Source organism: Kitasatospora sp. NPDC101155, from assembly GCF_044768305.1.
GTDB lineage: Bacteria > Actinomycetota > Actinomycetes > Streptomycetales > Streptomycetaceae > Kitasatospora.
On sequence record NZ_JBIWPN010000002.1, the window covers coordinates 81,559 to 104,404 of the forward strand.

Consider the following 22,846-nt stretch of genomic DNA (forward strand, 5'->3'; position numbering starts at 1 on the left):
TCGACCGGGTGGGCCCGGGACCGCACCGAGCGGCCTGGGCCGGGGCTGCCGAACGGGATTCGGCAGCCCCGGACCGGGTCAGACCAGGTCGACGCCCGGGTAGAGCGGGAACGGCGCGAGCAGGTCGGCGGCGCGCTTGGCGACGCCGTCGCGCAGGGACTCGTCGAGGACGTAATTCGCCTTGGACGGGCTGCCGTTGGCCCCGGCGACGGGGGCGGTGGCGCGCAGCACGGTGTCGATCAGGGCGGCGATCTCGTCCATCTCGGCGACGCCCAGGCCGCGGGTGGTCAGGGCCGGGGTGCCCAGGCGCACGCCCGAGGTGTACCAGGCGCCGTTCGGGTCCAGCGGCACGGAGTTGCGGTTGGTGACGATGCCCGACTCCAGCAGCGCCGCCTCGGCCTGGCGGCCCGTCAGGCCGTAGCCGGAGACGTCGGCGAGCACCAGGTGGTTGTCGGTGCCGCCGGTGACCAGCTTGCCGCCGCGGCGCAGCAGGCCCTCGGCGAGTGCCTGGGCGTTGTCGACCACCGCGCGGGCGTAGGCCCGGAACTCGGGGCGGCGGGCCTCGGCGAGGGCGACGGCCTTGGCGGCCATGACGTGCGAGAGCGGGCCGCCGAGCACCAACGGGCAGCCGCGGTCGACGTGTTCGGCCAGCTCGGCGGTGCTGAGCACCATGCCGCCGCGCGGGCCACGCAGGGACTTGTGGGTGGTCGTGGTGACGATGTGGGCGTGCGGCACCGGGTCGTGGTCGCCGGTGAGCACCTTGCCCGCGACCAGGCCGGCGAAGTGCGCCATGTCGACCATCAGGGTCGCACCGACCTCGTCCGCGATCTCGCGCATCTTGCGGAAGTTCACCAGCCGCGGGTAGGCCGAGTAGCCGGCCACCAGGATCAGCGGGCGGAACTCGCGGGCGGTCTCGCGCAGCGCATCGTAGTCGATCAGGCCGGTGGCCGGGTCGGTGCCGTAGCTGCGCTGCTCGAACATCTTGCCCGAGATGTTGGGCCGGAAGCCGTGGGTGAGGTGGCCGCCGGTGTCCAGGGACATGCCGAGCATGCGCTGGTTGCCGAGCTCCTGGCGCAGCTCGGCCCAGTCCTGCTCGGTGAGGTCGTTGACGTTGCGCACCTTGGCCCGCTCCAGGGCCGGGCTCTCGACCCGCTGGGAGAGGACGGCCCAGAAGGCGGTGAGGTTGGCGTCGATGCCGGAGTGCGGCTGGACGTAGGCGTGTTCGGCGCCGAACAGCTCGCGGGCGTGCTCGGCGGCGATGGCCTCGACGGTGTCGACGTTGCGGCAGCCGGCGTAGAAGCGGCGGCCGACGGTGCCCTCGGCGTACTTGTCGCTGAGCCAGTTGCCCATGGCGAGCAGGACGGCCGGGGAGGCGTAGTTCTCACTGGCGATCAGCTTGAGCGAGGCGCGCTGATCCGCCAGCTCCTGGCCGATGGCGGCGGCGATCCGCGGTTCGACGCCGGCCACGACGTCCAGGGCGCTGCGGAAGGCGGTGTCGGCCGCGGGGGCGGCGGCGGTGTGGGGCGTCTGCTCGGGCTGGGCCATGGCGGTCTCCTGGCGGGGATGCGGGCGGCCCAGGCGCTCGGCAACTCGACGTGCGGCTCCACGTCGACGTGAGGATTCACGGGACCGCTTCCCGATGGTCGATTCCATCCCTACGCGCCAGTCGCGGTCCAGCGGGATCGTATCAACATCACGGAGGCGGCGGCGGAGGTCTCAGAATGCGGAACGGCCGGTCCATCTCGGGCCGCACATGTCCGCTCTTCTGCTCGTTCTTCTGCAACGCCCGTGCTGCGACGAAATGAAGCCGCCGCAATTCCCGAAACAGTCCGGAAGAATTCCTCCTGTGCGGCGCCAGGGGCGCAGCCGGAACGGGCCTGCGCGAGGGGTTGGCACGATCAGGGGTGGGACGGCCATGATCGAAACGTGTCAGGTTCGACCAGAGAGGACTAGCGCTATGTCCGACATCAATCACCCGGCAGTCGATGAGGAGCTCGTCGCGGCGGCCCAGGCGGTGGCCGAGCGGTACACGCGGGGCGACAACCACAGCGTCGCGGCGGCCGGGCGCAATGCCGACGGGCGGATCGTCACGGCCGTGAACGTCTACCACTTCACCGGCGGCCCGTGTGCGGAGCTGGTGCTCATCGGGGCGGCGGCCGGGCAGGGGGCGTACGACCTGACCACGGTGGTGGCGGTCGGCGACCAGGGGCGCGGGGTCGTGCCGCCGTGCGGGCGCTGCCGTCAGGTGCTGCTGGACTACTTCCCCAAGGCGGGGGTCATCGTCGAACGGGACGGGCGACTGCACACCCTGCCGGTGCTGGAGCTGCTGCCGGAGGCGTACATCTGGGCCGACCACCAGGACGACTGAGCCGGAGTGACTGAGCCGGAGTGACTGGGCCGAGGTGGCTGGGCCGAGGTGGCCGGGCCGAGGTGGCCGGGCCGAGGTGGCCGGGCCGAGGTGGCTGGGCCGGTGGCTGAGCCGGGGTAACTAGTACTGTGACCGCACAGGTCCACCGGGTTGGCGGTCGTGGCGGTTGGATGTGCGGCGACGTCCGATCCGATCGCTGGAGGCCCGGTGGCCGAGCCTGTCCGTGTACGCAGACTGACCGGCCAGGAGGGGCAGAAGCTTCAGCAGACCGTGCGCCGGGGCAGCACGAGTTCGGTGCGCTACCGGCGCGCGATGATGCTGCTCGCCTCGGCGGGCGGGAACCGTGCGCCGGTGATCGCCCAGCTGGTTCAGGCCGACGAGGACACCGTGCGCGATGTGATCCACCGCTTCAACGAGATCGGCCTGGCCTGCCTGGGCCCTCAGTGAGCGGGAGGCCGTCCCCGCCTACTCAGCCCTGAGGACGAGGACTTCGTCATCCGGACGGCCACCACCCGCCCCACCAGGCTCGGCCAACCCTTCACCGCTGGTCGATCCGCAAACTCGCCGCCTACCTGCGGAAAGTGCACGGGCGTGTCATCCGCATCAGCCGTGAAGCCTTACGGTGCCTGCTCCGGCGCCGCGGCATCACCTTCCAGCGCACCAAGACCTGGAGGGAGTCACCCGACCCTGATCGCGACGCCAAGCTCGACCGGATCGAGCGCGTTCTGGAACGCTTCCCGGACCGGGTCTTCGCCTTCGACGAGTTCGGGCCCCTGGAGATCCGGCCCACCGCGGGCTCCTGCTGGGCGAAGAAGAACAAGGTCGAGCTGTGCTTCACCCCGACCTACGCTTCCTGGGCCAATCCGATCGAGGCCCACTTCGGCCCGCTGCGGCAGTTCACACTCGCCAACTCCCACCACCGCAGCCACCCCGCGCAAACCCAGGCACTGGACCGCTACCTGCGCTGGCGCAACACCAACGCCCGCCACCCCGACGTACTCACCGCCCAACTCAAGGAACGCGCCCGCGTCCGCAGCGAAAAGGGCATCCGCTGGGGCGGACACCCCCTCAACACCGCGGCCTGACCAACCGCGAACAGCAGCCCCCGAACGCCGACGGGGGCAAGCTCAGGAGAAGGACAGCGACAGAAGGATGACTCAGGAGGCGAACGCCTCGATCTCCCCCGCAAAGACGATGATCTGGTCGATGAGGCTCCGCCGCAGATGGACGACATCCGTTCCCGCCAGGCGGGGGCCTCCATCAGGCGTGGTGAAGACCCACTGGTACCGGGCCCACTCGTCAGGCATGTCCACCGCCGAGCAGCGCACCATCGTGCCGGTCCCCGCCGGGTGGCGCCGGATGTCCAGCACGAACCGCTCGACCGCCGCGATTCCTTCGCTGCGACCCAACGGCCCCCAGAAGACCACGTCTGAGGTCAGAGCCTGGGGGAGCAGGGCAGTCACATAGCTGTCGTCCGAGGCGTTGAACGCGGAGATGAACGTGTCGATCGCGGAGCGTGCAATCTCTTCCTGCATACCCCAGTAATACCAGCCGTTTCGCGTGCGCTCGTCCCACGAGCCGCCTTCCGGTCACGGTGAACCATCCCGGTCACAGCACTAGGCAGGATGGCGATGCGCCGCCTTCGCCCGTGGTTCTCCTGCGCGAGGTTCGGCTGCGCGAGCACGGCTCAAGGCGTTAGCGTGCTGGCGATGTGACATCGCCAGCACGCGGCCCTGGAGCTGCGGAAATCACCACCGGAGGGGGCACATTGTCGGACGACCTGCTCATCGCGAAGATCAATCACGGCTTCGACCACCTCGACGCCGACGGGGACGGTCTGCTCACCGAACGGGACCACGTGCTGATGGGCCACTCGGTGGCCCGCTCGCTCGGCCATCAGGAGGGCTCGGAGGCCGAGGCCGTCATCGTCCGCGCCTACCTGACGATCTGGCACGACCTGCACCTCGCCGGAAAGCCCACCGGGACGGAGACGATCACGCGCGAGCAGTTCATCGCCTCGACCGGCGCGCTCGCCGACGACCCGGAGGCCGCCCGGGAGATCCTGGGCGCGCTCGCCGAGGCTTTCCTCGCCGTGGCCGACGCCGACCGCAGCGGGACAGTGGACGCCGGCGAGTTCTTCGTCTTCCAGCGCGGCCACTTCGCCGGGCTCTGCCGGGACGACGCCGACGAGGCCTTCCGCCACCTCGACCTCGACGGGGACGGAACGCTGTCGGCGGCCGAGTTCACCAGCGCGATCCTCGAGTTCTGGACCAGCCGCGACCCGGAGGCGCCGGGGAACTGGTGGACGGGGAAGCCGCCGTACGCGCCGGGGCCCTGCTCGGAGCCGTGGCCACCGGTCGACTGATCCGGCGTTTCGGCCTCGGACCGGTCCCCCGCGGCGGTGTCGATCAGCGCGGGGAGACCGTCGGTGCCCAGCACCGCGGGAACGTCGTCCTCACCTACGCGCGGACGTCGCCTTCGACGGACGCCCCGGCCGCCGGCTGACGCTCACCACCAGGCAGACGCCGGCCACCACGATCGCCCCGCCCGCCAGGGTCGGCCCGGTCAGCGGCTCTGCCAACACCAGCCAGCCCAGCAGTACGGCGACCACCGGGTTCACGTACGCGTAGGTGGCGACCAGGGTCAGCGGGGCCGAGCGCAGCAGCCAGGCGTACGCGGTGAAGGCGAGCAGCGAACCGAACAGCACCAGGTAGACGAGGGCCAGCCAGGACCGGCCGGAGACCGCCGAGAGGTCGAACCCGCGCTGCTCACCACGGACCAGTCCGATCAGCAGATCGCAGAAGCCGCCGGCCAGCATCTGGTACGCGCTCGCCGCGAGCACGTTGCCCGGCATCGGGATCTTCTTGCTCGCGAACGAGCCGGTCGCCCAGGTCAGCGTGGCGCAGATGATCAGGATCACGCCCAACGGCTCGACGGACCCGCCGATCGCGGGGGCGGACAGCACGCCGAGACCGACCAGGCCGAGCAGCACCCCGACGAGCTCGGCCCGCTTCGGACGCTCGCCACCGCCGAAGGCCGTCAGCACCACCATCCACAGCGGGACGGCGGCCACCAGCAGGGCAGCCAGGCCGGAGGGGACGGAGGTCTCGCCCAGCACTACCAGGCCGTTGCCCCCGGTCAGCAGCAGCACGCCGACCAGGGCGGCGGAGGCCAGCTGGCGCCCGCTCACCCGCAGGCCGGCCGGGCCCTGGCGGACCAGCAGGTAGCCAACCAGCAGCAGGCCGGCGGTGAGGAAGCGGGCGGCGGCGGAGAGGAAGGAGGGCATCGTCTCCACAGCGATCCGGATCGCCAGGTAGGTCGAGCCCCAGACGACGTAGACCACTCCGAGAGCCAGCCAGACGGCGCCGCCGAGGCGGGCGGTCCGCTTGGCGGGGGTGTCGGGGGCGGCGGGGGTGGCGGGGGTGGCGGGGGTGCTGCCGGGGGTGGTTGCCGGCTGGGAGGAGGCGGGCGATGTCATGTGTGTCCCCCTTGGACGCTGCTGGCCGAACATCCGACATGACAGCGCATGAGGGGCCCGCTGCGCCAGTGGGTATCACGGACCGGTCAGCAGGACGTACCGTGGGCGCTCCCCCAGCAAGGAGGTCGAACCCGTGTCCGCGTCCGAGGAGGCCCCGCCGGCCGAGGAGGCCCTGCCGTTCTTCGTGTACGGCACGCTGCGCAGCGACGGCCGCAACCACGCCGTCCACCTGGCCGGGCGCTGTGCCGAGATCCGTCCGGCGGTGCTGGACGGCGCGGCGCTGCACGCGGGCCCGGGGTTCCCGTACGCGGTGCCCGACCCGACGCCCGGGCGGCGGGTCGTGGGCGAGCTGATCACCGTGCGGCCCGGCGCGTATGCCGGGGCGCTCGCGACGCTGGACGAGTTGGAGGAGTGCCGGACGGACGGGACGGGGCTGTACGTACGACGGCGGCTGACGGTGCGGACGGCGGCGGGCGAGCTGCGGAAGGCCTGGGTGTACCTCGCCGGGCCGGCCGCCGAGGCGCGGCTGCGGGCGCGGCCGGCCCTGATCGGTTCGGGGGACTGGGCGGACAGGTGAGGGGGCGGGGGCCAGCAAGCGGGCGGGCGACGGCTCGCGGCGGGATGGTCTGCGGCTGACGGCTGACAACTTTCAACGAACAGCTTTCAGCGGACAGATTTCAGCGTTCAGAATCTGAAATCTGTTAGCTGAAATCCGTTCGCCGCCAGCCGTCACCCCCGGCCGCGACCTCGCCGCAGACCGGCCGCAAACGGCCAGGTAGGCTGCCCCGGCTGGTGAGATCCACTACGCGCTGGCCCGCCGAACGACGAGGAGCCACCCGGTGCCCGAGCTGCCCCATCCGATCACCGTCGTCGGGATCGGGGCCGACGGCTGGCCCGGTCTGGCCGCCACCTCCCGCGCCGCACTGCAGTCCGCCGAGGTGGTCATCGGCGGCGCCCGGCAGCTGGAGCTGCTCCCCCACGATGCGGTCACCGCCGAGCGCGTCCCGTGGCCGTCCCCGCTGCGCCCGGCCGTCCCCGGACTGCTCGCCGCCCACGCCGACCGCCGCGTCGCCGTCCTGGCCAGCGGCGACCCGATGTTCTACGGCATCGGCCGCACCCTCGCCGAGACCGTCGGAGCCGAGCGGCTGCGCGTGCTGCCGCACCCCTCCTCCGTCTCCTACGCCTGCGCCCGGCTCAACTGGCCACTGGAGGCCACCGAGGTGATCAGCCTGGTCGGCCGCCCGCTGGACACCCTCGCGCTCGCCCTCCACCCGGGCCGCCGTCTGCTGGTGCTCAGCGCCGACGCCGCCACCCCGGCCGCCGTCGCCGCGCTGCTCACCGAGCGCGGGTACGGCACCGCCCACCTGAGCGTCCTCGAACAGCTCGGCTCCCCCGCCGAGCGCCGGCTCGACGGCCCCGCCGACGGCTGGCCGCACCCGGCCGGCGACCCGCTGAACGTCATCGCGGTCGAACTCGGCGACGGCCCCCGCAGCTCCCTCGTCCCCGGCCTGCCCGACGCCGCGTACGAGAGCGACGGCCAGCTCACCAAGCGGCACGTGCGCGCCGCCACCCTCGCCACACTCGCCCCGTCCCCCGGCGAACTGCTCTGGGACGTCGGCGGCGGCTCCGGCTCGATCGCCGTGGAGTGGCTGCGCGCCCACCGCGACTGTCAGGCCGTCAGCATCGAACGCGACGCCGTCCGGGCCGAGCGCATCGCCCGCAACGCCGCCGCGCTGGGCGTCCCCCGGCTGCGCGTGGTGACCGGCCCCGCCCCGGCCGCGCTCGCCGAACTCCCCGCCCCCGACGCCGTGTTCATCGGTGGCGGCCTCACCGCGCCCGGCCTGCTGGACAGCTGCTGGGCCGCGCTGCGCCCCGGCGGCCGGCTGGTCGCCAACACCGTGACCCTGGAGTCCGAGGCGCTGCTCACCGAGTGGTACCGGCGCCACGGCGGGGAGCTCGTCAAACTCGCTGTCGCCCACGCTGTCCCGGTGGGCGGCTTCACCGGGTGGCGGCAGGCCATGCCGGTCACCCAGTGGTCCGCCGTCAAGCCCAACCCCCTTCAGGAGGACGCCTCGTGACCGTCTACTTCATCGGAGCCGGCCCGGGCGCCGCCGACCTGATCACCCTGCGCGGCCAGCGCATCCTGGCCCGTGCCGAGGTCTGCCTCTACGCCGGCAGCCTGGTCCCGCGCGAGCTGCTGGACGAGTGCCCGCCCGGTGCCCGGCTGACCGACACCGCACAGCTCAACCTGGACCAGATCATCGCCGAGCTGGTCGGCGCGCACCGGGCCGGCCAGGATGTGGCCCGGCTGCACTCCGGCGACCCGTCCGTCTTCTCGGCCGTCGCCGAGCAGATGCGCCGCCTGGACGCGGCCGGCGTCCCGTACGAGGTGGTCCCCGGCGTGCCCGCCTTCGCCGCCGCCGCGGCCGCGCTGAAGCGGGAGTTGACCGTACCGACCGTCGGCCAGACCGTGATCCTCACCCGGATCGCCAAGCGCGCCACCCCCATGCCCGAGGGCGAGGACCTCGCCACCCTGGGCCGCAGCGGCGCCCTGCTGGTGCTGCACCTGGCCGCCGGGTACGTGGACGACGTGGTCGAGCAGTTGCTCCCCCACTACGGCGCCGACTGCCCGACCGCGGTGGTCGCGATGGCCAGCCGCCCCGACGAGCTGGTGCTGCGCGGCACGCTCGCCGACATCGCCGAGCAGGTCAAGGCGGCGGGCGTGGTCCGCACCGCCGTCATCATCGTCGGCCGGACGCTCGCCGCCGAGCAGTTCCGTGACAGCCACCTCTACTCGGCGGACCGCGAGCGCCCGCACGAGCCCTGCGGCGCATGATCCGGCACGTCCTGATCCTCGGCGGGACCACCGAGGGCCGGGCGCTGGCCGCCGCCCTCGTCCCGTCCGCGCGCAGGGTCACCAGCTCATTGGCCGGCCGGGTCGCCCAACCCCGGCTGCCCGCCGGGGAGGTGCGGATCGGCGGCTTCGGCGGCCCGGACGGACTGACCGCCTGGCTGCGCGTCGAAGGGGTGGACGCCGTGGTCGACGCCACCCACCCCTTCGCCGCCGGGATCTCGGGCAATGCCGCCCTCGCGGCGGCGGCCACCGGCGTGCCGCTGCTGGTACTGCGCCGCCCCGGCTTCACGCCCGTCGACGGCGATCGCTGGCACCCCGTCAACTCACTCGCGGCGGCCGCCGAACTGCTGCCGGGCCTCGGGCAGCGTGTCTTCCTCACCAGCGGCCGCCAGGGCATCGGCGCCTTCGCCCACCTCGACGGGATCCACTTCCTCGCCCGGTCGGTGGACCCGCCCGAGCCGCCGCTACCGCCCTCGCTCGAAGTCCTGCTGGACCGCGGCCCGTTCACCCTCGACGGCGAGCGGGCTCTGCTGCGCCAGCACCGCATCGACGTCCTGGTCACCAAGGACAGCGGCGGCGCCGCGACCGCGCCAAAACTCACCGCCGCACGCGAACTCGGCCTGCCCGTGGTCGTGGTGGTACGCCCGCCGGTGCCGGAGGGCGTACCGGTCGCCCGGGACGTCGAGGGGGCGCTGCACTGGCTGGAACAGCTCGACTCCGGCTCGGCGCCCACGCCGGTGTCCAGCGAGTGAAATTGCCGGGTGGCCCGACCGGCCACCCGGCACGATGGCCCGATGAGCGATGACCAGCGCGCCACCACCCTGCGTACCGCCGACGAACGGGCCACCCTGACCAGCTTCCTGGACCACCAGCGCGACACCCTCGCGATGAAATGCGCCGGCCTCAGCACCGAACAGCTGCGCACCCGCGTGCTGGAACCCTCCGGGCTCTCGCTGCTCGGGCTCGTCCGCCACCTCGCCGAGGTGGAGCGCAGCTGGTTCCGCAACGTCCTCGACGACGAGGCCAGGCACGGTTTCTGGAAGCACCCCGACGGCACCTTCGCCGAGTTCGACGTCGAGACCGCCGACCCGGAGGAGGCCTTCGCGATCTGGCGCCGGGAGTGCGACCACGCCCGGGAACTCGTCGCCGCCGCGGAGTCGTTGGACGTCCTGGGCCACTACGGCGAGGAGGTCTTCTCGCTGCGCTGGATCCTCACCCACATGATCGAGGAGTACGCCCGCCACAACGGCCACGCCGACCTCCTGCGCGAGCACCTCGACGGCTCCACCGGCGAGTAGCGCACCGAAGCCGGAGCGGGAGCGGGTGGGCCACTACCTGAACACCGGGTTGGACGTCGCCGCGCTGCTGGCCGACCTCAGCGGGTGAGGCCGGCCTGTGCGATGGCGATCTGTCAGATGTCGCGGAAGGTCTCGATCTGGGCGCCGATCGAGTTGAGGCGCTCGGCGAGGTCCTCGTAACCGCGGTTGATGACGTAGACGTTGCGCAGGACGGAGGTGCCCTGGGCGGCGAGCATCGCCAGCAGGATGACCACGGCCGGGCGCAGCGCGGGCGGGCACATCATCTCGGCGGCGCGCCAGCGGGTGGGGCCCTGGACCAGCACGCGGTGCGGGTCGAGGAGCTTGACGTCCGCGCCGAGCCGGGTCAGCTCGGTGAGGTAGATCGCGCGGTTGTCGTAGACCCAGTCGTGGATCATCGTGGTGCCGTGCGCGGCCGCGGCGATGGCGGCGAAGAACGGCACGTTGTCGATGTTGATGCCGGGGAACGGCATCGGGTGGATGGTGTCGATCGGCGCGGTCAGTTTGGACGGGCGCACGGTGAGGTCGACCAGGCGGGTGTGGCCGTTGTGGGCCGGGTACTCGGGGGTCCGGTCGTAGTCGAGGCCCATGCCCTCCAGCACCGCGAGCTCGATCTCCAGGAACTCGATCGGCACCCGGCGGATCGTCAGCTCGGAGGAGGTGACCACGGCGGCGGCGAGCAGGCTCATCGCCTCCACCGGGTCCTCGGCCGGGGTGTAGTCGACGTCGCAGGTGATCTGCGGGACGCCGTGGACGGTGAGGGTGGTGGTGCCGATGCCCTCGATCTTGACGCCCAGCTCCTCCAGGAAGAAGCAGAGGTCCTGGACCATGTAGTTGGGCGAGGCGTTGCGGATGACGCTCACGCCGTCGTGCCGCGCGGCGGCCAGCAGGGCGTTCTCGGTGACGGTGTCACCGCGCTCGGTCAGCACGATCGGGCGGTCCAGCGGGACGCCGGGCTCGACCGAGGCGTGGTAGGCGCCGCCGGTGGTGGCGACCTCCAGGCCGAAGCGGCGCAGCGCGGTCAGGTGCGGCTGGACGGTGCGGGTGCCGAGGTCGCAGCCGCCCGCGTACGGGATGGCGAAGCGCTCGGCGCGGTGCATCAGCGGGCCGAGGAACATCAGCACGCTGCGGGTGCGGCGGGCGGCCTCGACGTCCATCGCGGCGAGGTCGAGCTCGGCCGGCGGGGTGAGTTCGAGGTCGCGGCCCTCGTTGATCCAGCGGCTCTTGACGCCGATGCTGGTGAGCACCTCAAGGATGCGGTAGACCTCTTCGATCCGGGCGACGCTGCGGATCGTGGTGCGGCCGGTGGTCAGCAGCGAGGCGCAGAGGATCGCCACGCAGGCGTTCTTGCTGCTGCGGACGTCGATCGCGCCGGAGAGCCGGGTGCCGCCGGTGACCCGCAGGTGCATCGGGCCGGAGTAGCCGAGGGAGACGATCTCGCTGTTGAGGGCATCGCCGATGCGCGCGATCATCTCAAGGCTGACGTTCTGCTTGCCCTGTTCGATGCGGTTGACCGCGCTCTGGCTGGTGCCGAGCGCCTCTCCGAGCTGCGCCTGGGACCAGCCGCGATGCTGGCGCGCGGTACGGATGAGGGTGCCGATACGGGTGAGGTAGTCGCCTGTCACTCGGCAGACCATATCTCATGGTTGAGATCGCGACAGAATCAAGGTTGGGCGTGACGCTACTTTTGTCCGTTTCTCTCCTCGCATGAGTGTCAGATCTTCACATCACCGCGCGAAATTGCTGAACTTCTGCTGCGCCGACGCTGCGCTCAACTCGACGCCGTTCAGGGCCCGAACGGTTCCGCCCGGCCGACGATGGTGCCCGCGCGGTCGATGCAGATGACGTCCACCGCGACCGATGAGCCCCGCAGCACGTCCAGAGCCGTCGCCCGGGCCGCCTCGGCGACCAGGTCCCCGAGCGGCACCCCCGCCGCCCGGCACAGCTGCACCGCCTCCAGCCCGGTATTGGCCGCCGCCACCGCCTCGGCCAGTGCCTCGTCCGCCCCACCACGCCGGGCCAGTTCGGCCAGGTAGCCCTTGTCCACCTGGGAGCGCGCCGAGTGCAGGTCCAGGTGGCCGTAGGCGAGCTTGGACAGCTTGGCGAAGCCGCCCGCGATGGTCAGCCGGGGCACCGGGTGGCGCTTGAGGTACTTGAGGACGGCCCCGGCGAAGTCGCCCATGTCGAGCAGCGCGTCCTCGGGCAGTCCGTGCACCGCGACGGCGACCTTCTCCGACGTCGAACCGGTGCAGCCCGCCACGTGGGTGCGCCCGGCCGCCCGGGCCACGTCCACGCCGCGCCGGATCGAGTCGATCCAGGCCGAGCAGGAGTAGGGGACGACGATCCCGGTGGTGCCGAGGATGGACAGGCCGCCGAGGATGCCCAGGCGCGGGTTCCAGGTCGAGCGGGCGATCTCCTCACCGTGGTCGACGGAGACCTCGACCACCACGTCCCCGCTGCCGCCGTGCGCCGCCGCCACCTCTGCCACGGCGTCCCGGATCATCTGCCGGGGCACCGGGTTGATCGCGGGCTCGCCGACCGGCAGCGGCAGGCCCGCCTTGGTGACCGTCCCGACCCCGGGACCGGCCCGGAACACCACTCCGGCGCCGGGTTCGCCGGCCCGTACGGTCGCGCGGATCAACGCGCCGTGGGTGACGTCGGGGTCGTCGCCGGCGTCCTTGACCACCCCGGCCATGGCGCTGACCGGCCCGGCTCCCGACCCGGTCAGCGCCTCGGTTCCCGACCTGGTCAGGTCCCCGGAGCCCGACCCGGTCAGCTCCTCGGCGGCGAGGGCGAAGGCGGGTTGGTGACCCTTGGGGAGGGTGATGGTCACCGGGTCCGGGAACTCGCCGGTGAGCAGCGCGGTGTAGGCGGCCTTGGTGGCGGCGGTGGCGCAGGCGCCCGTCGTCCAGCCGTGGCGCAGACCGCTGCTCTTCAGCTGACCGGCCCGGCCTCCCGCCCCGGCTCCCGCTGCGGCCACCTGCGCCTCACTTCCGAACGTCCGAGCGTCGGACCGCGCTCGCGCGCCGTCCCGCTTGCCTCGGCGGCCGCACCCGGCCGTCGCCGCCGATTTTCCCCCATCCGTCCCGCGCCGCCCCGACCGGGGTGGCGGTCCGCGCCCGGACCGGGCCACCGCGCGCGAGCTGCGGAGGCGGTGCTGCCCCGCGTTCCCGAAGAGTTCTCCGCACGGGGCTAACACCCGGGGCCTACCCGTGGGTAATCTGTCGCTCCGCCAGAAGTGCGGGTTCATGACACTCAGGCCCGGTGGACGGGGCGCTCGCCCGGCCGGGCCATCAGCATGTGGGGGTTTTTGTGGCAGGGATGAGACGTCGTACGTTCCTCACGGGTACGTCAGTGGCCGCCGCCTGGTCGGCCCTGTCTCTGGGCAGCGCCCAGTTCGCCTCGGCCGCGGCGCGCGATCAGGCGCTGGCGACCACGGCCGCGCGGGCGGTCAAGGTCACCGGCACCACCCTGGAGCAGGTGGCCACTCCGGTCGGCACCGACTCCTACAAGCGGCTGACGGCCGGGCCCGGCTGGCCGCTGGTGGTGCGCGGGGACCTCGCGGCGCCGGACGCCGGACGGGACGACCGCCGCACCGGGCTGGCCAGCTTCGTCCAGTTCAGCGATCTGCACCTGGTGGACACCGAGTCCCCGGTGCGATTCGAGTTCCTGGCCAAGAGCAACGGCAGTGCCTACCGGCCGCAGGAGGCCCTGAACGCCCGCGGGGTGTCGGCCCTCGTCGAGCGGGTCAACTCGCTCGACGGCGGCCCCTACACCGGCATGCCGTTCAGCATGGTGATGGCCACCGGTGACAACACCGACAACCACGAGCTGGCCGAGCTCGACTGGTACCTCACGGTCATGGGCGGCGGGCGGATGGCCCAGAACACCGGTGACCTCAGCCGCTACGAGGGCGTGCAGAACTCCGGCAACTCCGCCTTCTGGAACCCCGAACTCGCCTACAACGACAGCTACAAGGCGAAGGGCTTCCCGCAGATACCCGGCTTCCTCGCCGCCGCCGGCCGCCCCTTCGACGCACCGGGTCTGCGCACCCCCTGGTACACCACGGTCGGCAACCACGACGACAGCATCGAGGGCACGCTGCCGGACTTCGGGCTGCTGAACGACCTCTACACCGGCGAGTACAAGCTGGAGGGCTGCGACGACGCGACCGCGGCCCAGCTGATGGACTCGCTGCGCCGCGACCCGGCGGGCGCCGTGCTGCTGCTCGCCAAGCTCCTCGCCAGCGGCGAGGCGGTGCGCCGGGTGACCCCGGACGAGCGCCGGCACCCGTTCACGCTCAAGGAGTTCGCCGAGGCCCACCTCAACCCGGCCGTCACCGGCGCGGGTCCGTACGGGCACGGCTTCACCTCGGACATGGCGAGCAGCGGCAAGCTCTACTACACCTTCCGGATCTCGGAGAAGGTGGTCGGCATCAGCCTGGACACCACCAACCGGGCCGGGTTCGCCGACGGCTCTCTGGGCACCGCCCAACTGCGCTGGCTGGAGCAGCAGTTGAAGGCGCACAGCGGGCACTGGTACGACACCAACGGGAACCGGGTGACGGGCGGCAGCACCGACGACGTGATCCTGGTCTTCAGTCACCACACCAGCGGCTCGATGGGCAACCTGCTGCCGGACCCGCGCAACATCTTCGAGAAGCGGCACGACGGCAACGAACTGGTCGCCCTGCTGCAGCGCTACCCGAACGTGGTCGCGTGGGTGAACGGGCACACCCACATGAACAAGATCACGGCGCACGGCCACCCGGTGCCGGAGCGGGCGTTCTGGGAGATCAACACCGCCTCGCACATCGACTACCCGCAGCACGGGCGCATCATCGAGATCGCGGACAACGGGGACGGCACGCTCTCCCTGTTCACCACGCTGATCGAGTCCTCCGCGCCGTACGGGACGGACTTCGGCAGTACCTCGGACGCAAATCTCGCGGCGCTGTACCGCGAGCTGTCGTACAACGACCCCAACGGGAGGGTCTCGGCGCTGCTGGGCTCCGGGGAGGACCACAACACCGAGCTGCTGATCACCAAGCCGACTCGGTGACGCACGCGGCAGCAAGAGCTGACAGCTGACAGGTAAAGGCGAACAGAAGACAGATGACAGCTAGCAGATAACGAAATCTGTCAGCTGTCATCTGTCAGTCGTGCGTAGCAGGCGTCGGGCGCCGTCAGCGGCCCGCCGTCACGCCTCCGGGTACCGCCGAGGCGTCCAGACGACCTCCACGCCGCCGCCCCGCTCGACCGCCTGGGTCTGCGAGGAGCCGATCAGCAGGATCGTCCGCATGTCGACCAGCGCCGGGTCCAGCTCGCCCAGCCGCACGATCCGGATCCGCTCGGTCGGCCCGCCGACGTCGCGCGCCATCACCACCGGGGTCTCCGGCGCGCGGTACTCCAGCAGCAGGTCCCGGGCCAGGCCGACCTGGGTGGTGCGGGACTTCGAGCCCGGGTTGTACAGCGCGAGCACCAGGTCCGCCTCGGCGGCGGCGCGCAGCCGCTTCGCCACCGCCTCCCACGGCTTGAGCCGGTCCGACAGCGAGACCGTCGCGTAGTCGTGCCCCAGCGGGGCCCCCGCCCGGGAGGCGGCCGCGTGCGCGGCGGTCATCCCGGGGAGCACCCGCACCGGCACGTCCCGGTACGCCTCCTCGCAGGCGACCTCCAGCACCGCGGTGGCCATCGCGAAGACGCCCGGGTCGCCCGAGGAGACCACCGCGACCCGGTGCCCGCGCCGGGCGAGCTCCAGGGCGAACTCGGCGCGCTCCGACTCCACCTTGTTGTCCGAGCCGTGCCGCCGCTGCCCCGGCCGCTCCGGCACCCGGTCCAGGTAGGTGGTGTAGCCGACCAGGTCGGTGGCCTCGGCCAGCGCACCGCGCGCCTCGGGGGTGAGCCAGAGCGGCCCGGCCGGACCGGTGCCGACCACGGTCACGCTGCCCGTGCCGTCCGACAGCCGCACGGTGGGCTCCAGTGGCGCGACCTTGCTCGGCAGCACCGCCACCGAGAAGTACGGGACGGTCTCGGCGTCGACCTCCGCGAGCGGCGCGACGCGCTCCCCGGCCATGAAGGCGCGCTCGACGTACTGGGCGTCCTCGAGTCGCCCGGCCCGCTCCAGCGCCCGCCGGACGGTCGGGAAGGTGCGCCCCAGCTTCATGATCACGGCGGAGTCGGCGGCGGCGATCCGCGCCGTCAGCTCCTCCTCGGGCAGGGTGCCCGGGATGACGGTGAGCGTCTCCTCGGCCTCGGTCAGCGGCTGACCGAGCCGGGCCGCCGCCGCGCTGACCGAGGTCACGCCGGGCACCACCTCGGTCGGGTAGCGGTGTGCGAGCCGCTTGTGCATGTGCTGGTACGAGCCGTAGAACAGCGGGTCGCCCTCGGCGAGGACCACCACGTCGCGCCCGGCGTCCAGGTGGGCGGCCAGCCGGGCGGCGGCCTCCCCGTAGAACTCGTCCAGCGCGCCCCGGTAGCCGCCCGGGTGGTCGGTGGTCTCGACGGTGAGCGGGTAGACCAGCTTCTCCTCGATCTGACCACCCGTCAGGTAGCGCTCGGCGATCGAGCGCGCGATGGAACGGCCGTGCCGGGCGCTGTGGTACGCCACCACGTCGGCCTTGCCGATGAGTTCGGCGGCGCGGACGGTCACCAGCGAAGGGTCCCCCGGGCCGAGGCCGACGCCGTACAGTCGACCGACGGCGGTCTGATTCTCCGTCACTCTTCTTCGCTCGCAATCGCGTTGATGGCCGCTGCGGCGATCGCGCTGCCGCCGCGTCGACCACGCACCACCAGGTGCTCCAGGCCGGACGGGTGCTCGGCGAGGGCCTGCTTGGACTCGGCGGCGCCGATGAAGCCGACCGGGACGCCGATCACCGCGGCCGGACGGGGCGCACCCGCCTCGATCATCTCCAGCAGCCGGAACAGCGAGGTCGGCGCGTTGCCGACGGCGACCACCGCGCCCTCCAGCCGGGGCAGCCACAGCTCCATGGCGGCCGCGCTGCGGGTGTTGCCCATCTTCCGGGCGAGTTCGGGCACCGACGGGTCGGTGAGGGTGCAGATCACCTCGTTGTCGGCGGGCAGCCGCTTGCGGGTGACGCCGCTGGCGACCATGTTGACGTCGCAGAGGACGGGCGCACCGGCGTGCAGCGCCGCGCGCGCCGAGGCGACCACGCCGGGCGAGTACACCAGGTCCTCGACCAGGTCGACCATTCCGCAGGCGTGGATCATCCGCACCGCGACCTGGGAGACGTCCGCCGGGAGGGCGGCCAGATCGGCCTCCGCGCGGATGGTGGCAAAGGACTGGCGGTAGATGGACGCGCCGTCCTTCTCGTACTCGATCACTTCGTGGTCCTCCTGGCCTCGGCGACCGCCTCGGCCATCTGCTCGTTCCTCACGTCCACGGAAGTGCCCGCGGTCGTCGCCGGCCCGTTGACCGTCACCCGGTAGCCGTGCCCCGTGGCGAGCACGTCCACCCACCGCCCGGCCGGGTGGCCGCAGCGTCGCTCACAGCCGGACCAGTGCACCGGCAGTCCGCCCGGCCCGGCCTCCGACGCCCGCGCGGCGTCCGACTCCAACGCCCGCGCGGCGTCCGCGCGGACATCGGCCAGCGACTTGGCGCAGCCCGGCAGCCCGGTGCAGGCGGTGGCCCGCTCCCAGGCCGAGCCGGGCGCGGTACGGAAGCCGGCGGCTTCGAGCGCGGGCAGCCGGTCGGCCGGGGCGCCGGGCAGCACCGCGCCGCGCCAGGGGGTCAGCCGCAGCTCGCCGACGGAGGCGGCGACCAGCGCGCGCCACTGCGCGGCGCTCGCTCGCCCGAAGCGCATGCCCACCGAGAGCCCGCCGGGCAGCGCGCCGACGACGGGCGCCGCGCCGGTGGCGGCGGGCAGCAGCAGCGTGCCGGCCGGCAGCAACTCGGGCACCTCGCGCAGGTGCCAGGCCTTGCGGCCGCTGGTGCGCAGCGCGTCCAGGAAGGTGCGGGCGGCGTCCAGGACGGCCGTCACCTCCTGCCCGGGCTCGACCGGGTGTCCGGCGGCGGCGCGCCCGAGGCGCAGCACGGCGGGCCCGCCCGAAGCTGCGATCAATGTCACATCGGCGTCGAGCGCGGCGACGTCGCCCCGCCCGTCATCCAGCGCGAACAGGAACTTGCCGGAGAGTGCGGCCGCCCAGTCGCTCGCGCACAGCCGCGCGTCCAGTTCCCGCACCCAGGCCTGCACATCGGCCGAGTCGGCCGGGCCCAGCCCCGCCAGCGGCGAGGCGACGATGTTGCGCACCCGCTCGTGGGTGTCCGAGGGCAGCAGGCCGACGGCGCGCAGCCGGTCGGCGAGTTCGGCGCCGCAGTCCGGGGCCAGGCCGCGGAGTTGGACGTTGCCGCGCGAGGTGGTCTCCAACTCCCCGTCGCCCAGGGCCTCGGCGGCCTCGGCCAGAACCAGCGCCTGACGGTCCGTCAGCAGGCCGCCGGGCAGGCGGACCCGGGCGAGGGCGCCGTCGTCGGCCGGGTGCAGACGAAGTGCCCCGGGGCAGGCGTCGGCGCGCCCCCGGTCGGGCACGGCGGCGCCCGGCGCGGTGGCGTCGGGTGTCGGTGGCATGGCGGCGAGCATACAGATGATCCGATCGGTTGCCTCCGTCCGCTGCATCACACCCGACGTCACCCGGAGGCACACGCGGCGTCACCCCGCAACGCTCCCGGCTCACGCACCGGCCCCCGCGCCCGATCACGCGCCGGGCCGTTCCGCGGCCCCGCGCCCGCCCGTACGCCACCCCCGTGCCGCACGTGGCGGAACTCGCCCTCCCCCAGGTCAGCCGCACCCCGTACGATGCTGCCGGGCGGTCCCAGCGGACCGTCCGCACGCCAGCGACGGCGCAGGGGAGGAAACCGGTGCAAGCCCGGTGCGGTCCCGCCACTGTGACCGCGGCTCACCGGGAGACCGGTCGGCCGCGGGAGCCAGGAACTCCCGCCGTCCTCCACCGGCCCGGGGCGCGGACCCCGAGGAAGGCAGAAATGCACCCCCGCTGTCGCATGCCCGCGCCCGTGTCCCCGGCCACCACCGCGGCCATCCTGGCCACCCCGGCCACTCTGGCCACCGACGAGGCCGGGAGGGCCTTCGCATGATTCTGCTGCTGTCGACGTCCGACACCGACCTGCTCAGTGCCCGCGCTTCGAACGGCCCCGTCCCGTACCGGCTCGGCAACCCGGCCCGGCTGTCCCCCGAGGACCTGCCCGCGCTGCTGGAGGGCACCGAACTCGTGGTGGTCCGCCTGCTCGGCGGGCGGCGCGCCTGGCAGGAGGGCCTGGACGCGCTGTTGGCCGGCCCCCGCCCGGTGGTCGTGCTGACCGGTGAACAGGCTCCCGACGCCCAGCTGATGGAGCTGTCCACCGTCCCGGCCGGCATCGCCGCCGAGGCGCACGCCTACCTCGCCCACGGCGGCGCGGCCAACCTGGCCGAGCTGGGCGCCTTCCTCTCCGACACGGTGCTGTTGACCGGCCACGGCTTCGCCCCGCCCGCCTCCGCCCCGGCGTGGGGTCCGCTGGAGCGCGAGGCTCGCGGCAACGACGGCCCGACGGTGGCGGTGCTCTACTACCGCGCCCACCACATGAGCGGCAACACCGCGTTCGTGGAGACGCTCTGCCAGGCGATCGAGGACCGGGGCGCCCGCGCCCGGGCCTACTACTGCGCCTCGCTGCGCGGCGCCGAGCCCGAACTGCTGGCCGCGCTCGGCGAGGCCGACGCGATCGTCACCACCGTGCTGGCCGCCGGCGGCACCCGCCCCGCCGACGCCCAGGCCGGCGGCGACGAGGAGGCCTGGGACGCCGGCGCGCTCGCCGCCCTGGACCGCCCGATCCTGCAGGCTCTCTGCCTCACCTGGTCGCGCGCCCAGTGGGAGGCCAGTGACGACGGCCTCTCCCCGCTGGACACCGCCACCCAGATCGCGGTACCGGAGTTCGACGGCCGCCTGATCACCGTCCCGTTCTCCTTCAAGGAGCTGGACGAGGACGGCCTGACCGTCTACGCCGCCGACCCGGAGCGCGCCGCCCGCGTCGCCGGCACCGCCGTCCGGCACGCTCTGCTGCGCCACACCCCGGCCGCCGAGCGCCGCCTCGCGCTGGTGCTGTCCGCCTACCCGACCAAGCACGCCCGGGTCGGCAACGCCGTCGGCCTGGACACCCCGGCCAGCGCGGTCCGCCTGCTGGACCGGCTGCGCGCGGAGGGTATGGACCTCGGGGACGACCTCCCCGGCCTCGACGCCGCCCCGCCCCGAGCCGAAGGGCCCGCCGGTGCCGAAAGGAAGGAGCGCGGGAGCGACGAAGGAGCGACGGAGCGACGACCGTCGGCGCCGGGTCAGGAGGGCCCGGAGGCGAGCGGGCGAGTCACAGCCCACGAGGGCGACGCGCTGATCCACGCCCTGATCGCCGCCGGCGGCTACGACCAGGACTGGCTGACCGAGGACCAGCTGGCCCGCAACCCGGTCCGCATCCCCGCCGCCGACTACCGCCGCTGGTACGCCACGCTCCCCCAGGCCCTGCGCGAGCAGGTCGAGGAGCACTGGGGCCCGGCCCCCGGCGAGCTGTACGTCGACCGCTCGCAGAACCCGGACGGCGACATCGTGCTGGCCGCGATCCGCTCCGGCAACCTGCTGGTGCTGATCCAGCCACCGCGCGGCTTCGGCGAGAACCCGGTCGCCATCTACCACGATCCCGACCTGCCGCCGAGCCACCACTACCTGGCCGCCTACCGCTGGATCGAAGCCGCGCAGGAGGACGGCGGCTTCGGCGCCCACGCCGTCATCCACCTCGGCAAGCACGGCAACCTGGAGTGGCTGCCCGGCAAGACCGCCGCGCTGTCCGCCGAGTGCGGCCCGGACGCCGTCCTCGGTGACCTGCCGCTGATCTACCCCTTCCTGGTCAACGACCCGGGCGAGGGCACCCAGGCCAAGCGCCGCGCCCACGCCACCCTGGTCGACCACCTGGTGCCGCCGATGGCCCGCGCCGATTCCTACGGCGACATCGCCCGGCTGGAGCAGCTGCTCGACGAGCACTCCAACATCGCCGCGATGGACCCGGCCAAGCTGCCCGCGATCCGCGCCCAGATCTGGACCCTGATCCAGGCCGCCAAGCTGGACCACGACCTCGGCCTCGACGAGCGCCCCGAGGACGACGGCTTCGACGACTTCCTGCTGCACGTCGACGGCTGGCTCTGCGAGGTCAAGGACGCCCAGATCCGCGACGGTCTGCATGTCCTCGGCCAGGCCCCGGCCGGCACCGACCGGGTCAACATCGTGCTCGCCATCCTGCGTGCCCGGCAGATCTGGGGCGGCGTCAGCGCCCTGCCCGGTCTGCGCGAGGCGCTCGGCCTGGACGAGGCCGCTCTCACCCTCGGTGCCACCGACGCGGCCGAGGCCCAGGCCCGCGCCCTGGTCGAGGCGATGGAGGCGCAGGACTGGGCGCCCGAGGCGGTGGAGAAGGTCGCCGCCGGGCTGCCGGAGGCCGTCCGCGAGGTGCTGAACTTCGCCGCCACCCAGGTGGTACCGCGCCTGGAAGCCACCACCGACGAGCTGGACGCCGTACTGCACGCGCTCCAGGGCGGCTTCGTTCCGGCCGGGCCGTCCGGCTCGCCGCTGCGCGGCCTGGTCAACGTGCTGCCGACCGGCCGCAACTTCTACTCCGTCGACCCGAAGGCCGTCCCCAGCAAGCTCGCCTGGGAGACCGGCCAGGCGCTCGCCGCCTCGCTGATCGAGCGCTACCGGGCCGACAACGACGGCGCCTACCCTCCCTCGGTCGGGCTCTCGCTCTGGGGCACCAGTGCGATGCGCACCGCCGGTGACGACATCGCCGAGGCCTTCGCCCTGCTCGGCGTCCGACCGGTCTGGGACGACGCCTCGCGCCGGGTCACCGGTCTGGAGCCGATCCCGCTGGACGAACTGGGCCGCCCGCGCATCGACGTCACGCTGCGCATCTCCGGCTTCTTCCGGGACGCCTTCCCGCACGTGGTCGCCCTGCTGGACGACGCGGTGCGCCTGGCCGCCGCCCAGGAGGAGGCCGACGCGGACAACTTCGTCCGGGCCCACGTGCAGGCCGACCTCGCGGTGCACGGCGACGAGCGCAAGGCCACCGTCCGCGTCTTCGGCTCCCGCCCGGGCACCTACGGCGCGGGCCTGCTCCAGCTGATCGACAGCCGGGACTGGCGCACCGACGCCGACCTGGCCGAGGTGTACACGGTCTGGGGCGGCTACGCGTACGGCCGCGGGCTGGACGGGCGCCCGGCGCGCGAGGAGATGGAGACCGCCTACAAGCGGATCACCGTCGCCGCGAAGAACACCGACACCCGCGAGCACGACATCGCGGACTCGGACGACTACTTCCAGTACCACGGCGGCATGGTGGCCACCGTCCGCGCCCTCACCGGCAAGGCACCGACCGCCTACATCGGCGACTCGACCCGCCCGGAGACGGTCCGCACCCGCACCCTGACCGAGGAGGCCGCCCGCGTCTTCCGCGCCCGGGTGGTCAACCCGCGCTGGATCGAGGCGATGCGCCGCCACGGCTACAAGGGCGCCTTCGAGATGGCCGCGACGGTCGACTACCTGTTCGGCTACGACGCCACGACGGGCGTGGTCGCGGACTGGATGTACGAGAAGCTGACCCAGGAGTACGTCCTCGACCCGGTCAACCGAGAGTTCCTGGCCGGTGCCAATCCGTGGGCACTGCACGGGATCAGCGAGCGCCTGCTGGAGGCGGCCAGCCGCGGGCTGTGGGAGCAGCCGGACCCGGAGCTGATCCAGCAGCTGCAGGCCGCGTTCCTGGAGACCGAGGGCGACCTGGAGGGCGGCGAGGGCTGA

At 73.0% G+C, this 22,846-nt stretch carries 17 protein-coding genes, 1 pseudogene and 2 riboswitches; of the genes and pseudogenes, 10 read left to right on the plus strand and 8 right to left on the minus strand.

Annotated elements, in window-relative coordinates; translation table 11 throughout:
* Positions 1 to 78: 78 nt before the first annotated feature.
* Positions 79 to 1,545: a glycine hydroxymethyltransferase gene (locus ACIRYZ_RS02925; RefSeq protein WP_402938693.1), complete on the minus strand. Its 1,467-nt coding sequence runs from the start codon at positions 1,543 to 1,545 to the stop codon at positions 79 to 81.
* Between the two features lie 20 nt (positions 1,546 to 1,565).
* A riboswitch (ZMP/ZTP riboswitch) is annotated at positions 1,566 to 1,680 on the minus strand.
* 277 nt (positions 1,681 to 1,957) lie between these two features.
* Between ACIRYZ_RS02925 and ACIRYZ_RS02930 the strand changes: the two genes are divergently transcribed.
* Both ACIRYZ_RS02930 and ACIRYZ_RS02935 read left to right on the plus strand, forming a co-directional pair.
* Positions 1,958 to 2,368 carry a cytidine deaminase family protein gene (locus tag ACIRYZ_RS02930; protein ID WP_402938696.1) on the plus strand — a complete coding sequence of 137 codons (411 nt, stop codon included), beginning with the start codon at positions 1,958 to 1,960 and terminating at the stop codon, positions 2,366 to 2,368.
* A 207-nt stretch (positions 2,369 to 2,575) separates the two neighbouring features.
* Positions 2,576 to 3,453 (plus strand): annotated as a pseudogene (locus tag ACIRYZ_RS02935) (helix-turn-helix domain-containing protein).
* A gap of 72 nt (positions 3,454 to 3,525) precedes the next feature.
* Here ACIRYZ_RS02935 and ACIRYZ_RS02940 read toward each other — a convergent pair.
* Positions 3,526 to 3,903, minus strand: coding sequence for a nuclear transport factor 2 family protein (locus ACIRYZ_RS02940; protein ID WP_402938698.1), 378 nt, complete (start codon positions 3,901 to 3,903; stop codon positions 3,526 to 3,528).
* 233 nt (positions 3,904 to 4,136) lie between these two features.
* On the opposite strand from ACIRYZ_RS02940, the gene ACIRYZ_RS02945 reads away from it, so the two are divergent.
* On the plus strand, positions 4,137 to 4,733 hold the full coding sequence (locus ACIRYZ_RS02945; protein ID WP_402938700.1) for an EF-hand domain-containing protein: 597 nt from the start codon (positions 4,137 to 4,139) through the stop codon (positions 4,731 to 4,733).
* A 90-nt stretch (positions 4,734 to 4,823) separates the two neighbouring features.
* Here the strand turns inward: ACIRYZ_RS02945 and ACIRYZ_RS02950 are convergent, their stop codons facing one another.
* Positions 4,824 to 5,846: an EamA family transporter gene (locus ACIRYZ_RS02950; protein WP_402938703.1), complete on the minus strand. Its 1,023-nt coding sequence runs from the start codon at positions 5,844 to 5,846 to the stop codon at positions 4,824 to 4,826.
* Between the two features lie 133 nt (positions 5,847 to 5,979).
* Here ACIRYZ_RS02950 and ACIRYZ_RS02955 point away from each other — a divergent pair, with 133 nt between their 5' ends.
* From ACIRYZ_RS02955 to ACIRYZ_RS02975, 5 genes are all read left to right on the plus strand, one after another.
* Entirely contained in the window at positions 5,980 to 6,423 is a 444-nt protein-coding gene (locus tag ACIRYZ_RS02955) for a gamma-glutamylcyclotransferase family protein (RefSeq protein ID WP_402938705.1), read from the plus strand.
* 262 nt (positions 6,424 to 6,685) lie between these two features.
* Complete coding sequence (gene cbiE / locus ACIRYZ_RS02960; protein WP_402938707.1) at positions 6,686 to 7,924, plus strand: precorrin-6y C5,15-methyltransferase (decarboxylating) subunit CbiE; 1,239 nt, start codon at positions 6,686 to 6,688, stop codon at positions 7,922 to 7,924.
* Entirely contained in the window at positions 7,921 to 8,682 is a 762-nt protein-coding gene (gene cobM / locus ACIRYZ_RS02965; RefSeq protein ID WP_402938709.1) for a precorrin-4 C(11)-methyltransferase, read from the plus strand. The genes cbiE and cobM overlap by 4 nt, the downstream gene beginning before the upstream one ends.
* Positions 8,679 to 9,452, plus strand: a complete 774-nt coding sequence (locus ACIRYZ_RS02970) for a cobalt-precorrin-6A reductase (protein WP_402938711.1) — start codon at positions 8,679 to 8,681, stop codon at positions 9,450 to 9,452. Before cobM ends, ACIRYZ_RS02970 begins: the two co-directional genes overlap by 4 nt.
* A 42-nt stretch (positions 9,453 to 9,494) precedes the next feature.
* Positions 9,495 to 9,998: a DinB family protein gene (locus ACIRYZ_RS02975; RefSeq protein WP_402938715.1), complete on the plus strand. Its 504-nt coding sequence runs from the start codon at positions 9,495 to 9,497 to the stop codon at positions 9,996 to 9,998.
* A gap of 113 nt (positions 9,999 to 10,111) precedes the next feature.
* Here the strand turns inward: ACIRYZ_RS02975 and ACIRYZ_RS02980 are convergent, their stop codons facing one another.
* Positions 10,112 to 11,641, minus strand: coding sequence for a UDP-N-acetylglucosamine 1-carboxyvinyltransferase (locus ACIRYZ_RS02980; protein WP_402938718.1), 1,530 nt, complete (start codon positions 11,639 to 11,641; stop codon positions 10,112 to 10,114).
* 161 nt (positions 11,642 to 11,802) lie between these two features.
* Positions 11,803 to 12,996 (minus strand): cobalt-precorrin-5B (C(1))-methyltransferase, encoded by a 1,194-nt coding sequence (locus ACIRYZ_RS02985; RefSeq protein ID WP_402938720.1) that lies wholly within the window; start codon positions 12,994 to 12,996, stop codon positions 11,803 to 11,805.
* Between the two features lie 341 nt (positions 12,997 to 13,337).
* Between ACIRYZ_RS02985 and ACIRYZ_RS02990 the strand changes: the two genes are divergently transcribed.
* Complete coding sequence (locus ACIRYZ_RS02990; protein ID WP_402938723.1) at positions 13,338 to 15,077, plus strand: TIGR03767 family metallophosphoesterase; 1,740 nt, start codon at positions 13,338 to 13,340, stop codon at positions 15,075 to 15,077.
* A 138-nt stretch (positions 15,078 to 15,215) separates the two neighbouring features.
* Here the strand turns inward: ACIRYZ_RS02990 and ACIRYZ_RS02995 are convergent, their stop codons facing one another.
* From ACIRYZ_RS02995 to ACIRYZ_RS03005, 3 genes are read right to left on the minus strand one after another with little or no spacing between them, the layout of a single operon-like run.
* Entirely contained in the window at positions 15,216 to 16,733 is a 1,518-nt protein-coding gene (locus ACIRYZ_RS02995; RefSeq protein WP_402938726.1) for a precorrin-2 C(20)-methyltransferase, read from the minus strand.
* Entirely contained in the window at positions 16,730 to 17,356 is a 627-nt protein-coding gene (locus ACIRYZ_RS03000) for a precorrin-8X methylmutase (RefSeq protein ID WP_402938728.1), read from the minus strand. Before ACIRYZ_RS03000 ends, ACIRYZ_RS02995 begins: the two co-directional genes overlap by 4 nt.
* Positions 17,353 to 18,597, minus strand: a complete 1,245-nt coding sequence (locus ACIRYZ_RS03005) for a cobalamin biosynthesis protein CobG (RefSeq protein WP_402938730.1) — start codon at positions 18,595 to 18,597, stop codon at positions 17,353 to 17,355. The genes ACIRYZ_RS03000 and ACIRYZ_RS03005 overlap by 4 nt, the downstream gene beginning before the upstream one ends.
* A 280-nt stretch (positions 18,598 to 18,877) precedes the next feature.
* Positions 18,878 to 18,963: riboswitch (cobalamin riboswitch) on the plus strand.
* 154 nt (positions 18,964 to 19,117) lie between these two features.
* Here ACIRYZ_RS03005 and cobN point away from each other — a divergent pair.
* Positions 19,118 to 22,846, plus strand: coding sequence for a cobaltochelatase subunit CobN (gene cobN, locus ACIRYZ_RS03010; protein ID WP_402938733.1), 3,729 nt, complete (start codon positions 19,118 to 19,120; stop codon positions 22,844 to 22,846).